This is a genomic window from Devosia sp. 2618 (assembly GCF_040546815.1).
GTDB lineage: Bacteria > Pseudomonadota > Alphaproteobacteria > Rhizobiales > Devosiaceae > Devosia.
In genome coordinates this window covers 160249-180387 of the sequence record NZ_JBEPOO010000001.1, presented here as the reverse complement: position 1 = coordinate 180387, position 20139 = coordinate 160249, and the positions used below count along the sequence as shown (strand labels likewise).

The window sequence follows — 20139 nt, the reverse complement described above, 5'->3', positions numbered from 1 at the left end:
TCAACCCTTCTTCTTGTACATTGCCAGCATGCGCTGGGTGACGAGGAACCCGCCGAAAATATTGACGCTGGCAAAGACCAGGGCGATGAAGCCGAAGATCTTGGATTCCCAGCTGCCGCCATGCACCAGGCTCACGCCAACGGCGAGCAGTGCGCCCACCACGATCACCGAGGAGATCGCGTTGGTCACGCTCATCAGTGGGGTATGGAGCGCCGGGGTCACCGACCACACCACGAAATAGCCCACGAAAATCGCCAGCACGAAAATGGCGAGACGGAAGGTGAAGGGGTCGATGACCCCACCTGTTGCGGAATGCACCGCGGCCGCGATCACATCGGCGGTCTGTTCTGCCGTCGCTTCCATTTAGTTGGCTCCCTTGGGTGCAGCAGGCTTCTTGGCTGCGGGCTTCTTGACAGCAGCCGGCTTGGCAGCAGCATCTGGCTTCGCGGTGGCTGGCTTTTCAGCCGCTGGCTTGGCGGCCGCAGGTTTCCGGGCAGCAGGCTTTTTGGCGGCGGCCGGAACGGCTGCAGCGGCGTCGATCACGGCGCTGGCCTTCTTGGTGGCAGCAGTCTGGGTAGGCGTTGCCGGGGCTTCGGCAGCGGCTGGAATGGATTGCTCCACACCGGGCTCGGCCTTTTTCGGCGTATCGGCCATTGCGGCCACGACAGCCTTTGGGGCGGCCGGCTTTTTGGTTGGTGCAGCTTTGGCGGCACCGGTCTTGACTGGAGCGGCCTTGGCTTCAACCGTCGCGGCTGGTGCCTTTGGCGCGTCCTTGGCAACAGCAGCTGGCTTGGCTTCAACAGCAGGCGCTGCAGCAGCGGCCGTCACAAAGCTTGGGTGCACGACAGCGCCATCGCGCGTCAGCACCGTTGCCTTGACCAGTTCGTCGTCCCAATTGATCGCCAGAACCTTGGCCTTGGCATCGATCAGCGTGGTGACAAACGCGAGCAGGTTGCGCGCATAGAGCTGGCTGGCGGTGGTCGGAATGCGACCCTGCACATTGGTGTAGCCGACGATCTTGACGCCCTTGTGCTCGACAATCTTGCCAGGCACGGTCAGCTCGACGTTGCCGCCGCGCTCAGCCGCCAGATCGACGATCACCGAACCCGGCGCCATCGATTCGACCATCGCCTTGGTTATCAGCCGTGGCGCAGGGCGCCCGGGGATCAGAGCGGTGGTGATGACGATGTCCTGCTTGGCGATGTGGGCAGCGGTCAACTCGGCCTGCTTGGCCTGGTATTCCGCCGACATCTGCTTGGCGTAACCGCCAGCCGTTTCGGCTTGCTTGAACTCTTCGTCTTCGACGGCGACGAACTTGCCGCCCAGCGATTCAACCTGTTCCTTGGCTGCCGGACGAACGTCCGTTGCCGAAACCACGGCGCCGAGGCGCTTGGCGGTCGCAATGGCCTGAAGGCCAGCAACACCTGCGCCCATGACGAAGGCCTTGGCCGGACGCACGGTACCGGCTGCCGTCATCATCATTGGGAACGCGCGGTCAAATTCGGCTGCTGCCTCAATGACGCCTTGATAACCGGCAAGGTTTGCCTGCGACGACAAAATATCCATCACCTGCGCACGGGTAATGCGCGGCATGAACTCCATCGACACGGCAGTCACACCGGCCTTGGCCAGTGCGGCGACGTCCTTGTCATTGCCGTAGGGGTCAAGCGCACCGATCACCAGCGCGCCCTTGGCGACGCCGCTGAGCGAAGCCGCAGTCGGGCGACGCACGGTGAGCACGATTTCGGCAGCCTTTAGGGCTGCGTCGGCGCTGGCGGCAATGGTCGCGCCAGCGGCTTCATATTCTTTGTCGAGGATGCGCGAGCCAAGCCCGGCCCCTTTTTCCACGCTGACGCTGGCGCCCAGCGCAATAAGCTTGCCGACCGTTTCGGGAGTCGCCGCAACGCGGTTTTCTCCCTCGAAACGCTCGCGAATAACTGCGATCTTCATGCCAATTTCTCCTCGCGCGTCAGGCGAGCCAAGTTGGCCTGCGTCCGCGGCTCATTAAGTCCCGGCACGAGTGCCGGGCATGATCTGTTTGACGTGCGTTACTTGCGCGACATGACCGCCATGACGACAGGCACGATCACCGATGCGAAAATCAGCACGAAACCAACGCCTGCCTGATCGGCGATGATTGCGAAATACAGCCCCACCAGCAGGATAGCCATGCAGACGATCCCGTACTTCACGCCAGCCAGGAAGCCGTTATAGGTGGCTTCGTGTTGTGCGTAGTCCATCGGGGATTCAACCTGCAATTCGGAGTGGTGCTCGGGGCGGTGTTTAGTGGCCATGTCGTCCTCTTTAGTCCAGTCGTCCAAAAGTCTATCAGCCGAAAGTCGGCCAGTCGGATTGTTTCGCTTTCCAAGCAGAAAAGCTTAAGGCGAAGTCGCTTCCAGTTCGTCGATCAGTCCTTCGATCATGGACAGACCCAACGACCAGAATTGGGGATCCTTGGCGTCCAGCCCGAACGGCGCCAACAGTTCGGAATGGTGCTTGCTTCCGCCGGCCTTGAGCAGCTCGAAATAGCGCTCCGCAAAGCCGTCACTTGATTTCTCATACTGTGCGTAGAGCGAGTTCACAAGGCAGTCCCCGAACGCATAGGCATAGACGTAGAACGGGGAATGGATGAAGTGCGGAATGTAGGCCCAGAAGATGTCGTAGCCTTCATTGGCAACAATGGCATCGCCCAGTGATTCTTTCTGCACATCGAGCCAGATCTGGTTGATCTCTTCGGTGCGCAATTCGCCCTGACGGCGGGCGGTATGGACGCGCCGCTCGAAGGTGTAGAACGCAATCTGGCGCACCACGGTGTTGAGCATGTCTTCCACCTTCGATGACAGCAGCGCGAAGCGCTGCTTGGGATCGGTGGTGTTGTTGAGCAAATGCCGGAAGGTCAGCATCTCGCCAAACACCGACGCGGTTTCGGCCAGCGTCAAAGGCGTGTTGGCCAGAATCGGTCCCTGTGCCGCCGCCAGCCGCTGATGCACGCCGTGACCCAATTCATGGGCCAGCGTCATGATATCGCGCGACCGACCGAGATAGTTCAGCATCAGGTAGGGATGGGCGCTCGGCACGGTCGGATGCGCGAAGGCACCCGACAGCTTGCCATTGCCGGTCGGCGCATCGATCCAGCCCGAATTAAAGAACGGCGCAGCCACCTCGGCGAGCTCTGGCGAGAACTTGCCATAGGCTTCCATCACGGTCGAAATGGCGCTGTCCCAGTCCCAGACGCGCTCATCGCTGGTCGGCAACGGCGCATTGCGATCCCAGGCGTTCAGCTTGTCCTTGCCGAACCACTTGGCCTTCATCTTGTAGTAGCGATGGCTGAGGCGCGGATAGGCGTCCTCGACGGCCTTCTGCAGCGCATCGACCACTTCGCGCTCGACCGAATTGGCCATGTGACGGCTATCGGCAATGTCCTCGTAGCCGCGCCAACGGTCCGAGATTTCCTTGTCCTTGGCCAGCACATTGGTGATGTGTGTGAACAGGCGACTATTGGCGGCCAGCGTCTTGCCCAATGCCTTGAAGGCGGCTTCGCGCTTGGTCTCGTCCTTTTCGCTCAGCAGGTGGAGCGTTGACTCCATGTTGAGCGTCTCGCCATCGACCTCAAATTCCAGGCTCGATAGCGTCTCGTCAAACAGTCGGTTCCACGCCGAGAACGCCGTGGTGGACTTGTCGTGGAACAGCTCCTCGAGCTTGTCGTCGAGCTGATAGGGCTTGGCCTTGCGCAGCTCGTCAAACCAGGTGCGGTAGCGCGCCAGCTCGGCATCCTTGGCAAACGCCGCCTCAAGATCGGCGTCATCGACGCGGTTCAGTTCGAGTTCAAAAAACAGCACCTTGGTGGCGAGATTGGTGATCGCCTCATTGGTATCGCCCATGAACTTGGCGCGGTCCGGATCAGTGGCCTTCTGCGCATATTGCAGAAACGCGAACGAGCCGAGACGGCCAGTCAGGTCGCCCAGCTTTTCACTGTCCTTGATCGCCGCTAGCAGCTTGCCGGACTTGGTCAGCTCGATCAGCTTGCCCTTATAGGTCGCCTCGAAGGTGACCGCGTCCGCCTTGGCCTTTTCGAGGTCGGCCTTGAATTCCGCGCTGTCGCCGCTCGTGTAGAGGTCGGTCAGGTCCCATACCGGCAGATTGCCGAACTGGTTGTGGCCTTTCTGGGCGGTGGCGGTCATGGCGTGGCTCTCCGGCTGGTCAGAATTTGCGCGGACCTTAGCGAGCGGGCGGGATGATGGGAAGGGCGCAAGCTGCCACGCCCGTCAACCCGCCCTGTGGCACTATGGCGCGAGGCCAACCGCCGCCGCCGAAGGCACCACCGTCGCCGGATCGCCATCCACCGCCAGTTCGATCTCGGGCACCAGCCGGTCGAGCAGATAGTCAAGGCTGAGCGGCGAGGAGTAAGAGAAGGCTCCCGCCAGCATCCGGTCCGCCAGAATTTCGCGACCTTCCAGATGCGCCTTGAGGCGCGAGCGCATGGTGAGCGCTGCAATACCGTCTGGCAGGTCATCGCCCATCATCCAGACCAACAGGTCCGTATCGATCAGCGACAGGTCTTCCAGCGAGAACTCGGTGAAAAAGCCATATTTGGATTCCGCCTCGTCAATCCCGGCCGGGGTCACAAAGCCAAGCTGGTTGAGCGTCATGACGCGGATATCGTCCGAGCGGAACGCGCCGGGATTGACGTCGGCAAAGGCCACCGCTGCGGTCATGCCCTTCCATTCAGGATGAGCCGCCGCGATATCGGCGATGCGCTGATTGATACCATCAACCAGCACCTTGGCTTCGGCGCTCTTGCCGAGCACCCGGCCGATCGTGTCGGTCTGCACATACCAGGGCGTACCATAGTCGCCATACTGCTCCTGCGGCGCCACGACCGGCGCGATCCGGGAGAGCTCGGCATATTGCGCGGCGGTAATGCCGGAGGACACTGCCTCGATCACATCGGGCTCCAGCGCCGCGATCTGCTCATAGGTGAAGTCTTCCGGAATCAGCGTGATGCTCGCATCGCCCAGCGCGTCCTGCGCCCAGGGCCACGATCCGTTCGGATACCCACCATACCATTCGCGCACGGCGACCGGCGCCACGCCCATCGCCAGATAATGGTCGATACTGGAATAGCCCAGGCTCACCACGCGCTCCGGCTGAGCCTCAAGCGTCGTCGTGCCGAACTTGTGCTCGAACACCTGCGGAAACTCCTGGGCAACGACGGGTGTCGCCAGCAGTGCCAAGGCGAAAAGGATGGTTTTGGGCAGGCGCACGACAGTCTCCGTCAACAGCACCACCACCAAATGGCGGCATTGCCTGAGCCTGTAATTAATATGACTTCTACAGTCAAATTAATGCGCACTGCTAAAACGCGGCGATAAAATTCCTATGATTAATCGCCCCTTAACACCCTCGCCCCATCCTCTTCCCAAAACGGCACACGATTCGATGCCGTAACCAAGAAGACTGGAGTTTGGATGACGCGCGTTCTGGTAGTCGATGATGATCCGGTTCAACTGCGCCTGACGGCAGAAGTCGCCAATCGCGCTGGTTTCAAGCCGCTCACCGCCACCAGCGGCGAGCAGGCGCTGACCATTCTGCGCGATGATCGCAATATCGGCGCGATGATTCTCGATCTCGTCATGCCCGACCTCGACGGTATGGGCGTGATGGACGCGATGCGCCGCGAAGGCCTGACCACGCCCGTCATCATCCAGACTGCCAACGCCTCGCTTGAAACCGTGATTTCGGCCATGCGCAATGGCGCTGCCGACTATTTCGTCAAACCAGTCGCGCCCGAACGCCTCGTTGTCTCGCTGCGCAATGCCATGAAGCTCGATGCGCTCGAAGCCGCCATCCGCTCCGAACGCGCCCGCAAGAGCGGCACATTCTCGGCCTCCGACATGATCGCCCGCGCGCCCAGCATGGAGCGTGTCTTGACGCTCTGCGCCAAGGCCGGAAAATCCACCATTCCGGTGCTGATCGAAGGCGAAACCGGCGTCGGCAAAGAGCTGATCGCCCGCATCATTCAGGGTTCCAGCGACCGCGCCGGCAAGCCCTTCATCACCGTCAACTGCGGCGCCATTCCACCCAATCTGGTGGAGTCGGTTTTGTTCGGCCACAAGAAGGGCGCCTTTACCGGTGCCGTGGCCGATCAGGTCGGTAAATTCGCCGAAGCCCATAACGGCACGCTATTCCTCGACGAAGTTGGCGAACTGCCACTCGACACGCAGGTCAAACTGCTCCGCGCTTTGCAGGACGGCGAGATCGAGCCGGTCGGCGCCACCCGCTCAGAGCGCGTCAACGTCCGGGTCATCTCGGCCACCAACCGCCGCCTGCTCAACCTCGCCAAATCCGGCGAGTTCCGCGAAGACCTCTATTACCGCCTCAATGTCTTCCCCATCTATGTGCCGCCACTGCGCGAGCGCATGGAAGACATTCAGGACTTGGTGTCGATGTTCACCTCGCGCTTTGCCGCCGAAGCCGGCAAGCGCATCCTGGGCATTTCACCGTCGGCGCTCAGCCTTCTCATGGCCTATGACTGGCCGGGCAACGTCCGCCAACTCGAAAACGCGGTCTATCGCGCTATCGTCCTCACCGACGAAGCCTTCCTCCAAAGCGTTGATTTCCCGCAGATCGTCGCCCAGTCTTCAGGCCGCGACATCGCCGTCAAAGCCATTGCCGCCGTTCCTGTTCCCGATGGCCCGATCCACATCGACACCGCCCCTGCCCGCCAGCGCGCCGTGATCGAAATGCCGTCGGTGCCAGATCGTTTCCTCGATCCAACCGGGGAAATCGCCGCCCTTGCCGAAATCGAGCGCGCCGCAATCGTCTTTGCCATCGCCCATCATGGCGGTCGCATGTCACGCGTGGCCCGCGCCCTCAAGATCGGTCGCTCGACGCTCTATCGCAAACTCCACGAATACGGCCTGGCCGAAGAATTGATCAACGACGCGGCGTAACCACACGCCGCGCCGTGGCCAAAACGTTGCACCAGCACCACAATTCATGCTCACAAAATTGCGAGCAATTGCTCCTGTTAAGGTTTGCAGAGTATTGATTTTCATCGCCTGATCTTTGGACTCAGCAAGCAACGGGTCAGTTGATCGGCGAAAATCCTTTGCCGTGCATGGAGCACAAATGAATAAGATTGCGGTCTGTCTGGTTGTCGCCCTCGCTGGCGCTGGTGGCGTGTTTCCCGTCTATGCCCAGGAAGTGGCCGGCCTTGCCGCCAGCCCGGTCATTATCGCTCCACCGCAATCCGAACTGGCCCAGACCATCAAGACCGGCCTGTCGGCGACCTATTACGGTTCGGCCAAGCAGACGGTCGCCTATAACGAAGCCCAGAAGCTCTATTTCTTCTATGGCGGCCGCCATTTTGAGCCGATCTGGCTCGATCAGGCCGCCAATGGCGACGTGACCTTTTCCGCCCCTGCCCAGAAAATCCTCAAGCTGTTTGAATCCGCGGCCGACGAAGGCCTGCGCCCTGAGGATTATCTGACCGCTAACCTCAATACCGCTGGCGCCAAGGGCGAACCGCTCAAGATGGCCGCGCTCGAAACCGCGTTTTCGGCTGCCGCCCTGCGCTATGCGACCCATATCTATACCGGCCGCATCGTGCCGCTATCGGTCAGCGAAAACCTCGACATCACGCCCAAAAAGCTCGATGAGGCCGCGCTCCTCGTGCAGCTCGCCACCAGCCCCGATCCAGTGGCAGTGCTGGCAGCGCTCGAACCAACCCATCCCGAATTTCTGGCGCTCAAGGCCGCTCTCGTCAACTTCGACGACAAGAACAACCAGCGCCCGGCCCAGATCGCGTCCGGCCCGACCCTGAAGCCAGGTATGAGCGATCCACGTGTGCCAGCGCTCCGCGCCCGCCTCGGCCTGCCGCCTGTCGATGGCCTCGTCTATGACGATGCCCTGGTCGAAGTGATGAAGACCTTCCAGGCCAGCCTCAGCCTTGAGGTTGATGGCGTCATGGGCCCGGCGACCCTGGTCGCGCTCAATGGTGGCCTCCAGATCACCCGAGCCGACATCGTGGCCAATATGGAACGCTGGCGCTGGATGCCGCGCGACCTTGGCGCGTTCAACGTACTGGTCAACATCCCCGAATACCGCCTTTCGATCAATCGCAATGGCGCCGAAGAATACGCCACCCGCGTCGTCGTCGGCACCGTGAAAAACCAGACGCCGGTCTTTTCCGACAACATCCGCCATGTCGTCGTAAACCCCTATTGGAACGTGCCAAGCTCCATCATCAAGGGCGAAATCGCCCCCGCTGTGATGCGCAATACCAGCTATACCGACCGCCAGAACATGGACCTGCTCTACAATGGCAACCCGGTCAGCCCGTCGCAGGTCGATTGGTCCCAGGTCAGCGTCAACAACTTCCCGTTCCGCGTGCGCCAGCGCCCCGGGCCGGGCAATGCTTTGGGCCAGATCAAGTTCCTGTTCCCCAACAAGCATGACGTCTATCTGCACGACACCCCGTCCAAGTCGCTGTTTGCCCGCTCGGCGCGCGCTTTCAGCCATGGCTGCGTGCGTGTGGAAAACCCGATGGAATTTGCCGGCGCCTTGATGGAAAATGAAGCCAATATCAGCCGTGCCTCGCTTGAGGCCATGTTTGGCCCGTCCGAGCGTTGGGTAAATCCGGAAAAGCAGATCCCGGTCCACATCGCCTACTTCACGATCCGCGTTGCCCCCGATGGCTCGCTCCGCTCCTACGGCGACGTCTATGGCCACAACGCTGCTTTGATCGCTGCCATGGGCCTCAAGGTTGCCGGCAGCACGCCTGCCATCGTTGCCGACACGGCCCCGGTGGTCGATCAGCTGGCACCCTGATCACGCATTAAGCCGGGAGGGCCGAGACCGTTTCATCGGTCATAACTTGGCCCTCCACGCTGCCTCCCCCGCCATGGCTCTTAACCCTCAGTTCATAATTTTGCCTTGGTTGCGCCCCGTTTTGGGGGTTATAAACTATCCGTGAGGGGCCCAATGGGCTGCTAGAGGTCTTCTTAGCGTTAATAAATTCGATGACTTTCTACGCTAATATCTGACCACACTGGCAACCAACCGGGCAGAGTATCGCGTGACGGGGAATTCCAATTTGATACGGCACCATATCGCGCGGCTCTTTGTAGCCGCCCTTATGAGCATCACAATCATCCTGCCGCAGGCCGTTGTTCCGGCCGCAGCGGCCAGTGAGCGTGCGCTGTACCTCTACTATACCCACACCAAGGAAACCTCGCGGATCGTCTTCAAGCGCAATGGGCAATATGTCCAATCGGGCCTGAATGAGCTCAACGTCTTCCTGCGCGACTGGCGCCGTAACGAACCTGCCAAGATGGACCCGCGTCTGTTCGATCTGGTCTGGGAAGTTTACCAGGAAGTTGGCGCGAGCCAGCCGATCAATGTCGTGTCGGCTTATCGCTCGCCCGCCACCAATGCCATGCTGCGCGAAACCTCATCGGGCGTTGCTGAAAATTCCCAGCACATGCGCGGCACAGCGATGGACTTTTTCATTCCCGGCGTGGCCCTGCCACGTCTGCGCGCTGCGGCCATGCGCAAGCAGGTCGGCGGCGTCGGCTTTTACCCAACCTCGGGCAGCCCTTTCGTTCACCTTGACGTCGGCTCCGTCCGCGCCTGGCCACGCATGACCCGTGCCCAGTTGCAGGAACTCTTTCCCGACGGCCGCACCATGCACGTTCCCACCGATGGCAAGCCGCTGTCGCAGGAAGGCTATCAGGTCGCCATGGCCGAGTGGAAGAAGTGCCACGCCTATCCATGCAATGGTTCCTCGAGCAGCTCGGGCACCCAGGTTGCGTCCAACAGCAATGGTGGCCGCACGTTGATGGACATGTTCTTTGGCGGCAATGGCAACAGCCAGCAGGCAGCAGCCCGCCCCGCGGCCCCCGTTCAGGCCGCAGCCGCAGCGCCAGCACCACGGGCTCCGGCCCCAGCGCCAATTGCCGCGGCTGCACCTGTTCAGATGGCAGCTATTGCGCCGCAACAGGCAAGCTCACAGTTGGCCCCAATGCCAGCCATGCGCTCGGCGTCGCTCGCCGCCGCTCCTGCGCCAATGCAGGCTGCGCAGGCCGATGTTGCGCCCGCTCCCATCGCCATTCCATTCTCGACCGTTGGCAGCGCGCCACTGAGTGAAGAAGAACTGCGCACCGCCGAAGTTCCAGCTGCTGACATCGCGCCAGTTCCTGCGCTCAAATCCGAGCGCCTGCAGGTTGCAACCGCTGCCGCCATGCCGGCCGGCAGCGCCGTCAGCGCTCTGGCCTCCTTCATGGCCCCTGTACCTCAGCCACGCCTGATCATGTCGGATCGCGAAGATATCGTGACCGCCTATGCCGCAACGCAGAATCCTGAATCCCAGCGATCCCTGCAGATGCTGATCGAGAACGCTCCAGCCACCACCGCCGCCATTCCGGCGCCGGCCAGTGCCCTGCCCGCTCTCGTTCCAAACGTGCGCACGGCCTCTCTCGGCGGTCAGCAGACGGTTACCGGCGCCAGCAACCTGTTCAGCGGCACCTTTGAAGCCGCCAAGCAGGACGAACCTGTCGCCGCAGCCCTTGCTGCCCATCTCGCCAAGCGCCCCGGCGTCAACGACATGCGCACGCCAGACCTGATCGCGCCCGATCTCGAGCATATCGCCGATGTGTTCACCGCCCCGGCCGCCCTGACTTCGGACCACTTCGCAGTGATCTGGGATCATGACGAAGCCGATTTCGACCCAACTGCCGAAATGGGCCGCTATGTGACGACGCTTGCCGTGGGTGATTTCCCACAGGGCCTGTCCCATACCGGTTTCGTCACGGCAGCGCCCGTCGCGCTCGCGGTCAACTAAGCCTTCGCAATCTCAGCCATAATTGGGGCGCGTTAGCGCCCTAGCTAAACCTGCCGCAGTTTGGCGCAGCGGGGTTGAACTTATTGCAAAGCCCCCGACCTGAGCCTAAAGAACTGGGTTAACGACGCTTTTGGCAAAGGACGCCGCCCTTGGCTGACAAGCCCACAACACCCCTTCTCGACACCGTGCAGTCCCCTGCTGACCTGCGCGCCATGCCCCGTGAGAACCTGCGCCAGGTCGCAGATGAACTCCGCGCGGAAATGATCGACGCGGTCTCCGTCACTGGTGGCCACCTGGGCGCGGGGCTCGGCGTTGTCGAACTGACGGTTGCGCTCCATGCCGTGTTCGATACCCCGCATGACCGGATCATCTGGGACGTCGGCCATCAGGCCTATCCGCACAAGATCCTGACTGGCCGCCGCGGCCGCATTCGCACGTTGCGCCAAAAGGATGGCCTGTCCGGTTTCACCCGCCGCGCCGAGAGCGAATACGATCCGTTTGGCGCTGGCCACTCCTCGACCTCGATTTCCGCCGGCCTCGGCATGGCGGTCGCCAGCGAACTGACCGACACCCCGCGCAATGTCATCGCGGTTATCGGCGATGGCGCCATGTCGGCCGGAATGGCCTATGAGGCGATGAACAATGCTGGCGCCATGGATGCCCGGCTGATCGTCGTGCTCAACGACAATGACATGTCGATTGCCCCGCCCACCGGTGCGCTCAGCGCCTATCTGGCCCGGCTGGTCTCAGGCCCGGTCTACCGCGGCACGCGCGAAGCGGCCAAGAACCTCCTCAGCAAGCTGCCGCCGTTCCTGCACGAACCGGCTCGCCGCACCGAAGAGTTTGCCCGCTCGTTCTTTACCGGCGGCACGCTGTTTGAAGAGCTTGGCTTTTATTATGTCGGGCCCATCGACGGCCACAACCTCGATCACCTGCTACCCATTCTCGATAATGTAAGGGACGCGGCCGCTGGCCCGATCCTCGTTCATGTCGTGACCAAAAAGGGCAAGGGCTATGGCCCGGCCGAGGATTCCGCCGACAAATATCACGGCGTCTCCAAGTTCAACGTCATCACCGGCGCGCAGGCCAAGGCCGTCTCCAACGCGCCCTCCTATACCAATGTCTTTGCCGAGACCTTGATCCAGGAAGCCAATGACGACCCGCTGATCGTCGCCGTCAACGCCGCCATGCCATCCGGCACCGGCCTCGACAAATTCGGCGAAGTGCACCCCACGCGCGTCTTTGACGTCGGCATTGCCGAACAGCACGCGGTCACGTTTGCCGCCGGTCTGGCTAGCGAAGGCATGAAGCCCTTCGTCGCCATCTATTCGACCTTCCTGCAGCGCGCCTACGATCAGGTCGTGCATGACGTCGCCATCCAGCATCTGCCGGTGCGCTTTGCCATCGACCGCGCTGGCTATGTCGGCGCCGACGGCCCGACCCATGCCGGCAATTACGACGCCGCCTATCTCGGCGCCATTCCCGGCATTGTGCAGATGGCCGCCGCAGACGAAGCCGAACTGCGCCACATGGTGGCGACCGCCGCCGCCTATGACAACGGCCCGATCGCCTTCCGCTACCCGCGTGGTGAAGGCATGGGCGTCGACATGCCCGCCCGTGGCCAAAAGCTGACCATCGGAAAGGGCCGTATCGTCCGTCAAGGCGCAACCATCGCCATTCTGAGCTACGGCACCCGCCTCGCTGAAGTACTGGCGGCAGCCGACAAACTGGCCGCTCTGGGGCTCAACCCAACCGTCGCCGATGCCCGCTTCCTCAAGCCGCTTGATGAAGAATTGATTGCCAAGCTGGCCACCACGCACGATGTGCTGCTGACCACGGAAGAAGGCTCCATCGGCGGCTTCGGCAGCCACGTCGCGACGTTCCTGGCGTCCAATGGCCTGCTCGACGGCAAACTGCGCTTCCGGCCACTGATGATCCCCGATCGTTTCGTGGAGCATTCCAGCCAGGCCGACATGTACGCCGATGCCGGTCTAGACCGCGCTGGCATCGTCGCCACTGCATTGACCACCCTCGGCTACGACGAAGCCGCCATGGCTGCCGCACTGGGCAAGATCAGCTAGGGGCGACTGGCCCTCAATCTGTCCATCAATAAACCACCGCGCTGCCCTCGGGCTTGACCCGAGGGCCACCATCCACGCTCACGATGCCATTATTGTGGCTCCGAAACAGCCCCTCGGGTCAAGCCCGAGGGCAGCTGGGTGCATAGGCACTTCCGGTGGATGCCTCCCTCACCCCACGTAATGCGTCGGCAGCCCCGTCGACAGCTTCACCGTTTCCATCGAGATATAGGCCGACATGTCGAACAGCTCGACCCGGCCAACCAGCTGGCGATAGATGACGTCGTAATGCTCCACATTGGGCAACACCAGCTTGAGGATATAATCGAAATTCCCGGTCAGCCGGTGCACTTCGACAATCTCGGGAATGGTGCTGACCGCCGCGTGGAAATCATCGAGCCAGCCGGCCTCATGCTTGCCCGTGCGCACGATGACGAAGACCGTGGTCGGCAGGCCGAGCTTCTTGCGATTCAGAAGCGCCACCGAGCGCTCGATATAGCCCTCCTCGCGCAGCCGCGCGATGCGGCGCGAACAGGCCGACGCCGAAAGCGACACCGCATCGGCAATGTCGTTGACGGCCATTTCGGCGTTACCCTGCAACAGGTCGAGAATTTTGCGGTCGCGATCATCAAGCATGCCGCGATTCATGCGCCATCCGGACCACAATTGCAAACCCGAAGCGCCTCTTTCCGAATTCGCGCGTAAAACATGCAAGTACCAGCCATTACACTCGCAACAATGCGCGCCGACTGCACCCATCCTGCCGCACACTCCGAGGTCAGAATAGGAGCGTTAGCATGAAGACCATTGGCCTTATCGGCGGCATGAGCTGGGAATCCACCGCGGTGTATTATCGCCTCATCAATGAAGCAGTGCGCAACCAGCGTGGTGGCCTGCATTCTGCCGAGATCGCCATGCGCTCGCTCGATTTCACCCGCGTGGTTGAACTGCAAAAGGCCGGCCGCTGGGACGATGCCGGCACCCTGCTCGGCGAAGCTGGTGCGGGTCTGGCCAGGTCCGGCGCATCCTGCGTGTTGATCTGCACTAACACCATGCATCTGGTCTCCAAGCCCGTCGCGGCCATGAGTGGCGTACCGCTGATCGACATCATCGATGAAACCGCCCACGCCCTGCTCGCCGATGGTCGCCGTCGCCCCCTGCTTCTGGCCACCCGCTACACGATGGAGCACGGCTTCTACGCCGAGCGCATGAAGCAGCACGGCATCGAAGTGCTGACACCGGGCGATGACGAGCGCGGCGACGTGCACAACATCATTTTCGACGAGCTCTGCCAGGGCAAGGTGCACGACATGTCGCGCGCTCGCTATCTCGACATCATCGACGCCGCCCGCGCCAAGGGCATCGACTCGGTGATCCTTGGTTGCACCGAAATCTCGATGCTGGTCGATCCGGCAACCCTGCCGGTGCGCGGTTATGACTCGACCGCCATCCATGCCGAAGCCGCCGTGCGGTTTGCCCTCGCTGACGTGATGGAGCGCGCCGCCTGACATGTGCCGCTTCCTCGCTTACACGGGGGAGTCGGTCTTCCTCGACAAGCTGTTGATCGAACCCGCCTCGTCGCTGGTCAACCAGTCGCTGGCCGCGCGTGAAGCCAAGACCGTCGTCAATGGCGACGGTTGCGGCGTTGGCTGGTACGGCGCCCGGCTCGAACCGGGCTGCTATCGCGGCACTCTCCCCGCATGGTCCGATGCAAACCTGGCCTCGCTTTGCCATCAGGTCAGCGCCCCGATGTTTCTGGCCCATGTGCGCTCGGCCACGTCGGGCGAAGTTTCGATGGCCAATTGCCACCCCTTCGTCGCTGGCCGCCACCTCTTCATGCACAATGGCCAGATCGGCGGCTACGACCGCATCCGCCGCTCGATCGAAGCCGTCATTCCCGACGACCTCTATGCCAAGCGCCGTGGCAATGGCGACAGCGAAGCCATATTCCTTGCCGCGCTCGGCAATGGTCTGGCGCTCGATCCGGTCGCCGCCGTCGCCGCGACGCTGGGCATATGCCTGCGCATCATGGCGTCCAATGACGTCACCACCGCCCTGCGCTTTACCGCCATTCTGGCCGATGGCGAAACCCTGCGCGCCTTCCGCTGGTCGAGCGACGATCACCCGCCCTCGCTCTACTGGCGCCAGATGGACGCCGGCATTGCCATCGCCTCCGAACCGTTCGGCGATAGCGGCGACCACTGGGAAACAGTTCCGCCCAGCAGCGTGATGACTGCCGGGCGGGATAATGTGTCGTTCAGCGCCTTCGCCGTAGTCTGACCGGCCTACCCCGCCGGATGGGCTGCGATTGCCGCTTCCTCGTCATCGGGCGCGCGGGGCATGAAGCGCCCGATAAAGCGTCCCAACGACTCGATATAGGTCAGCATCACCGGCACCACGACCAGCGTCAGCGCCGTCGAGCTGATCAGGCCACCGATCACCGCATGAGCCATCGGCGCGTTCTGGCCGCTGCCTTCATGCAGGCTCAGTGCCAGCGGCAACATGCCAAAGATCATGGCGAGCGTCGTCATGATGATCGGGCGGAAACGGGTAGACCCCGCCTCGACCAGCGCCTCATAAAGGTTCCAGCCTTCGCGCACATGCTGGTTGGCATTGTCGACCAACAGAATGGCGTTCTTCACCACCAGACCCATCAGCATGATGAAGCCGATGGCCGAGAACATGTTGAGCGTCGACCCGCCGATCAGCAGACCCACCATCACGCCGATCAACGCGAGTGGCAACGACACCATGATCGCAATCGGCTGCAGGAAGCTGCCGAACTGACTGGCCAGCACGAGGTAGATGAAGATCACCGCCAGCAATAGCGCAGAACCCGCTGCCGCCGCCGTATCACCCAACTGCTCGACATCACCGCCCTGCGTGATGCGATAGCCGGTCGGCATTTCGATGCTGTCGATGGCCGCCTGCACCTGTGCCGTCACATCGCCCAGACCAACGCCCGACAGATTGGCCGTGACGCTGACCTGACGCGACAGATCCTTACGCAGGATTTCGCCCGGACCTTCCGACTGCACGATGCGCGCAACCTGATCGAGCCGGATCATCGAATTGGACCCGGTCGCCCCACTCTGGGTGATCGGCAGCGAGCCGAGGGATTCAATGTCATTGCGCGCCCATTCCGGCAGGCGAACCATGACCTTGTAATTGTCCCCGTTTGGTGCGGTCCAGTCGGTCACTTCCTGACCGCCCAGCATGGGCCCAAGCGTATTGCCGATCTGCGACAGGCTCACGCCCAGATCGCTGGCAAGGTCTCGGTCGATCCGCACACCCAGCACAGGCTGCGCCGCATCAAGGCTCGACTCGACGTCTTCCAGACCTTCGATGGAGCGCATGCGCGCCGCCAGCCGGTCGGCCAATTGCTCGAGCACCGTGAAATTATCGCCATAGATGGTGATCGAAATCGGCGCCGAGCTACCGCCCAGACCGGACGCGGCACCAATGGTGAATTCCGCGCCGGGGATCTGTGCCAGGGCCTGACGCACTTCCACCGTCATGTCCTGTGGCGAACGGTTGCGCAGCCCCTTGTCCACAAGCGAAACGACGACGCTGGCGCGATTATCACCCGAAGTCGTGCCCGCATTGATCGTGGCATAGGTGCTTTCAACTTCCGGGAAACGCTTGAGCGTCGCGTCAACCTGACGAACCTTGCTTGCCGTATAGTCGATGGACGAGCCGGTCGGCGTTTCGATCGACACCTGGAACTCGCCCGTATCGGTCGCCGGCACGAATTCCACCCCGACCAGCGGGAACAGGAAGAACGAGCCGATCAACGACAGGAAAGCTGCCGCCAGCGTGGTCTTGCGGAACTTGAGGCACCAGCGCAGCACGCCGCGATAGCCATCATTGATCCACTGGAAGAACCGGTCGAACTGGTTGATGGCGCGGCCCACCGGACCACGCTTGACGCCGGGATGCGCCGCCGGATCGTACCAGACCGAAGACATCATCGGATCGAGCGTAAACGCCACAAACAGCGAGATCAGCACTGCCACCGAAACGGTGACGCCGAACTGCAGGAAGAAGCGGCCAAGGATACCATCCATGAACGCCACCGGCAGGAACACCGCCACAATCGACAGCGTTGTCGCCAACACGGCAAGGCCGATTTCGTTGGTCCCATCAAGCGCCGCCTGACGGTGGCTCTTGCCCATATGCAGATGTCGCATGATGTTTTCACGCACCACGATGGCGTCGTCGATCAGAATACCCACCGCCAGCGACAGCGCCATCAGGGTCATCATGTTGAGGGTAAAGCCGGCGAAATACAGCACGATCATCGTGCCGATGATCGAGATCGGCAGCGTCAGGCCGGTAATGACCGTCGACCGCCACGAGTTGAGGAACACAAAGACGATCAGCACCGCCAGAACGGCGCCTTCGACCAGCATGTTCTGCACCGCGTGGAAGGAGTCTTCCACAGGCACGGCATTGTCGGTGATGATTTCCAGATGCACCGTATCGGGCAGGACATTGGCCTGCATATTGGCAATGACCTTGCGCACCTCTTCGGCAACGCCGACCGTATTGGCGCCCTGCGTCTTGACCACGTCGATAGCCAAGGCCCGCTCGCCGTTGAGCAGCGCAAGGCTGGTCACATCGGCCTGACCGTCTTCGATGGTCGCAACGTCGCGCAGGTAAACCGCCTGCCCACCCTGACGCGATACTACGATTTCAAGGAAATCGTCGGCGTTCTCAATACGGCCTTCCACCTGAATGGACTGCACCACGGCACCATCGGTGATCGAGCCGGCCGGCAGGTTCTGATTGTCCTGCCCCAGCGCCTGAATGACCTCGCCAACGCCCACATTGAAGGCGTTCAACCGATCAGGATCGACCAGAACATTGAGCTGGCGCGGCACGCCACCGACGACGGTCGCACGACCGACACCGGCAATATTGGACAGCCGGCTGACGATGACGTCATCGGTCAGCGCGGTCAGATCGCGCGGCGACAGTGTCTCCGAACTCACAGCCAGCGACATCACTGGCAGTTCCGACGGATCGAACCGCAGCACCTGCGCATCGCCCGCATTGTCGGGGAAATTCGCCTCAACCGTCGCTAGCCGGTCGCGCACGTCCTGTGCGGCGGCCTGCGAATTGACGCTCATGTCGAACAGGATGATGACCAGGGCCTGGCCCGAACGCGAGGTCGACTGAATGGTGTCGAGCCCGCTGATCGTATTGACCGCTTCTTCGATCGGTCGAACGATATCGTTCTCGACCGCTTCCGGCGAGGCGCCGGGATAGCTGACCACCACGGCAACGACCGGAAGGTCGATGTCGGGCAACTGCTCGATGGGCAGGCGTTGGTATGAATAGATACCAAAAACCAGCATCGCCACCATGATCATGGTGGCGAAAACCGGATGGTTTACGCTGATGCGGGTGAGAAACATTTAGCCCTCCACCATCTCAACCAGATCGTCCGGCTGCAACTGGGTGAGGGGCGCCGTGACGACAACATCGCCAGCCACAAGGCCCGAGGTGATTTCGACCAGACGATTGCCGTTCCAGCTGCCGCCCTGCTTGATGGCCTGGCGCACCACCTTGCCGTCGGCCAGCTTGAGCACATAATAGCCCTCGGCATCTTCGCGTAGCGCCGCTGGCGGCACCGCCAATGCGTCGGGGCGGTCGGCGATCACCACCTGACCGATGGCAAACATGCCACCGCGCAGCAGGCCGTCCGTATTGTCGAGCGAGATATAGACCGGGATCGTCCGCGTGCCGGTCGCGGCAACCGGATTGATCCGATCCACCACGCCTTCAAACGTGCGGTTGGCAACGCCTTCAATGGTAATAGTCACGGCTTGGTTCTTGGCCAGCAGCGCGCTGGAGCCGAGCGGCGCCGCAGCGTTGAGGTCAAGCGTCGACAGATCAACGATGGTGAACAGCGCTGCACCCTGCTGCACGGTCTGCCCCGGCTGCACGCTGCGCTCCGAAATGACACCGGTCATTGGCGACTTCAGCGTCGCGTTCTGCAACGCGATCTGAGCCGCATCAACCTGCCCCTGCAGCGCTGCCAGATTGGCCCGCAAGGCGTTTACGCTCGACTGCGCCTGCTCGATGCCCGACGACGCGGCGAGGCCACGCTCGATCAGGTCGGTCGTGCGCAGCAACTGGCTTTCCGCCAGCACCAGTTGGGCCCGCGTGGCTTCCGCCGTGCTGGTCTGCTGATCGAGCTGAATGCGCAGGCTTTCGGTATCGAGCTGCAACAGCACGTCGCCGGTCTTGACCGCATCGCCGCGCCGCACCATCACGGCAACCACGCGCCCCGAAACCTGCGACGAGAGGTCAGTCTGCTGCTGTGGCTCAAGCGAACCTGTGACGCGCACCGTCTGCACCAGCGTCTGGGGCTGGATCGTCGAAATCTCCGACGGATTGATCTGCATCACCGGCGCAGTTTCCGCTTCAACGACCGGCGTCTCAGCCGGCTGCTGGCTGGACAGATACCACCCCACGGCCGCCGCGATAATGATCAGCGCCAGAATGATCCAGGGCCAACGGCGACGCTTTGGCTTCAGCCCAGCGGCAACGCGCTCGACATTTTCCTTTTCCCGCTTCGACTGGGCCCATTCGGGTTTGAGCTGTTCGGTTGTCATTTTGGACCTGTGATTTCTGTTGGGGCGTCAGAAGGCTGATGTTTGATATGGGCCGACCATCCGGCCATGAATTGCGCTGAACGCATATAAAAGTCGGCCAGCTCGTGAACCCGGGCGCGCGCCGCTTCCTGACCGGGCAGGAACTGCGCTTCCGCTTCCAGCACCAGCCCCGCCGTGTCGCGCATCCGCGTGCTGATCGAGCTGATCATGCGCGAAAAGGGATCGCTTCCCAGTTCGTAATAGTCCTGCCGATCACCCGGCCGCGCCGTCCGCCGGATAATGCCACTGGCTTCAAGCATCCGCGCATTGGTACTGGCACTGGCCTTGCTGATCTTGAGTCGCTTGGCCATTTCACTGAGGTTGAAAGCGGTGCCCTCAACCAGCAAAAGGCCGAGGATCCGCCCCGCAATGCGCGGCCCTCCGTCCACCTGCGTGATCAATCCCATCTGCTCGATGAAATTTTCTTCTGCTGACTCTGGCGTGCTCATCGCCACTCACTAGATCGTTCGCTTCGTTCAATCAATACTGAACGAAGTGAAATTTATGCGGGAGCGCCCTTAAGATCGACAAAAAAACAATGGGCCTGAGGATGCCG

Annotated in this window: 14 protein-coding genes and 1 pseudogene; 6 read left to right on the top strand and 9 right to left on the bottom strand. The window is 61.8% G+C overall.

Features of this window, described 5'->3' with window-relative positions; genetic code table 11:
* The 5 genes and pseudogenes from ABIE28_RS00820 to ABIE28_RS00800 all read right to left on the bottom strand — a co-directional run bounded on the left by ABIE28_RS00820 (position 1) and on the right by ABIE28_RS00800 (position 5264).
* On the bottom strand, positions 1 to 363 hold the full coding sequence (locus ABIE28_RS00820) for a proton-translocating transhydrogenase family protein (protein WP_354059226.1): 363 nt from the start codon (positions 361 to 363) through the stop codon (positions 1 to 3).
* 297 nt (positions 364 to 660) lie between these two features.
* Positions 661 to 1950 (bottom strand): annotated as a pseudogene (locus ABIE28_RS00815) (Re/Si-specific NAD(P)(+) transhydrogenase subunit alpha); the annotation flags it as partial.
* 98 nt (positions 1951 to 2048) lie between these two features.
* A complete protein-coding gene (locus ABIE28_RS00810; protein WP_354059224.1) occupies positions 2049 to 2294 on the bottom strand; it encodes an aa3-type cytochrome c oxidase subunit IV in 246 nt (81 codons plus the stop codon).
* Between the two features lie 84 nt (positions 2295 to 2378).
* The gene (locus ABIE28_RS00805; RefSeq protein WP_354059222.1) at positions 2379 to 4181 is read right to left on the bottom strand and encodes a M3 family oligoendopeptidase; all 1803 of its coding nucleotides are present in this window, start codon (positions 4179 to 4181) and stop codon (positions 2379 to 2381) included.
* Between the two features lie 102 nt (positions 4182 to 4283).
* On the bottom strand, positions 4284 to 5264 hold the full coding sequence (locus tag ABIE28_RS00800; RefSeq protein WP_354059220.1) for an ABC transporter substrate-binding protein: 981 nt from the start codon (positions 5262 to 5264) through the stop codon (positions 4284 to 4286).
* A gap of 204 nt (positions 5265 to 5468) precedes the next feature.
* Between ABIE28_RS00800 and ABIE28_RS00795 the strand changes: the two genes are divergently transcribed.
* From ABIE28_RS00795 to dxs, 4 genes are all read left to right on the top strand, one after another.
* Positions 5469 to 6953, top strand: a complete 1485-nt coding sequence (locus ABIE28_RS00795) for a sigma-54-dependent transcriptional regulator (protein WP_354059218.1) — start codon at positions 5469 to 5471, stop codon at positions 6951 to 6953.
* A gap of 178 nt (positions 6954 to 7131) precedes the next feature.
* Positions 7132 to 8832, top strand: a complete 1701-nt coding sequence (locus tag ABIE28_RS00790; RefSeq protein ID WP_354059216.1) for a L,D-transpeptidase family protein — start codon at positions 7132 to 7134, stop codon at positions 8830 to 8832.
* Between the two features lie 307 nt (positions 8833 to 9139).
* Positions 9140 to 10843, top strand: a complete 1704-nt coding sequence (locus ABIE28_RS00785) for a peptidoglycan L,D-endopeptidase MepK (protein WP_354059214.1) — start codon at positions 9140 to 9142, stop codon at positions 10841 to 10843.
* A gap of 149 nt (positions 10844 to 10992) precedes the next feature.
* The gene (dxs, locus tag ABIE28_RS00780) at positions 10993 to 12924 is read left to right on the top strand and encodes a 1-deoxy-D-xylulose-5-phosphate synthase (protein WP_354059212.1); all 1932 of its coding nucleotides are present in this window, start codon (positions 10993 to 10995) and stop codon (positions 12922 to 12924) included.
* A gap of 168 nt (positions 12925 to 13092) precedes the next feature.
* Here dxs and ABIE28_RS00775 read toward each other — a convergent pair whose 3' ends face one another.
* Complete coding sequence (locus ABIE28_RS00775) at positions 13093 to 13557, bottom strand: Lrp/AsnC family transcriptional regulator (RefSeq protein ID WP_354066372.1); 465 nt, start codon at positions 13555 to 13557, stop codon at positions 13093 to 13095.
* 161 nt (positions 13558 to 13718) lie between these two features.
* Here ABIE28_RS00775 and ABIE28_RS00770 point away from each other — a divergent pair, with 161 nt between their 5' ends.
* Positions 13719 to 14429: an aspartate/glutamate racemase family protein gene (locus ABIE28_RS00770; RefSeq protein WP_354059211.1), complete on the top strand. Its 711-nt coding sequence runs from the start codon at positions 13719 to 13721 to the stop codon at positions 14427 to 14429.
* 1 nt (position 14430) lies between these two features.
* Positions 14431 to 15201 carry a class II glutamine amidotransferase gene (locus tag ABIE28_RS00765; protein WP_354059209.1) on the top strand — a complete coding sequence of 257 codons (771 nt, stop codon included), beginning with the start codon at positions 14431 to 14433 and terminating at the stop codon, positions 15199 to 15201.
* Between the two features lie 5 nt (positions 15202 to 15206).
* Here ABIE28_RS00765 and ABIE28_RS00760 read toward each other — a convergent pair whose 3' ends face one another.
* Genes ABIE28_RS00760 through ABIE28_RS00750 form a run of 3 tightly spaced genes read right to left on the bottom strand, consistent with a single transcriptional unit; the run spans position 15207 to position 20032 of the window.
* Positions 15207 to 18341: an efflux RND transporter permease subunit gene (locus ABIE28_RS00760; RefSeq protein WP_354059207.1), complete on the bottom strand. Its 3135-nt coding sequence runs from the start codon at positions 18339 to 18341 to the stop codon at positions 15207 to 15209.
* Positions 18342 to 19544: an efflux RND transporter periplasmic adaptor subunit gene (locus tag ABIE28_RS00755; protein ID WP_354059205.1), complete on the bottom strand. Its 1203-nt coding sequence runs from the start codon at positions 19542 to 19544 to the stop codon at positions 18342 to 18344. It abuts the gene before it with no gap.
* The gene (locus ABIE28_RS00750; RefSeq protein ID WP_354066371.1) at positions 19541 to 20032 is read right to left on the bottom strand and encodes a GbsR/MarR family transcriptional regulator; all 492 of its coding nucleotides are present in this window, start codon (positions 20030 to 20032) and stop codon (positions 19541 to 19543) included. The genes ABIE28_RS00755 and ABIE28_RS00750 overlap by 4 nt, the downstream gene beginning before the upstream one ends.
* Between the last annotated feature and the right edge of the window lie 107 nt (positions 20033 to 20139).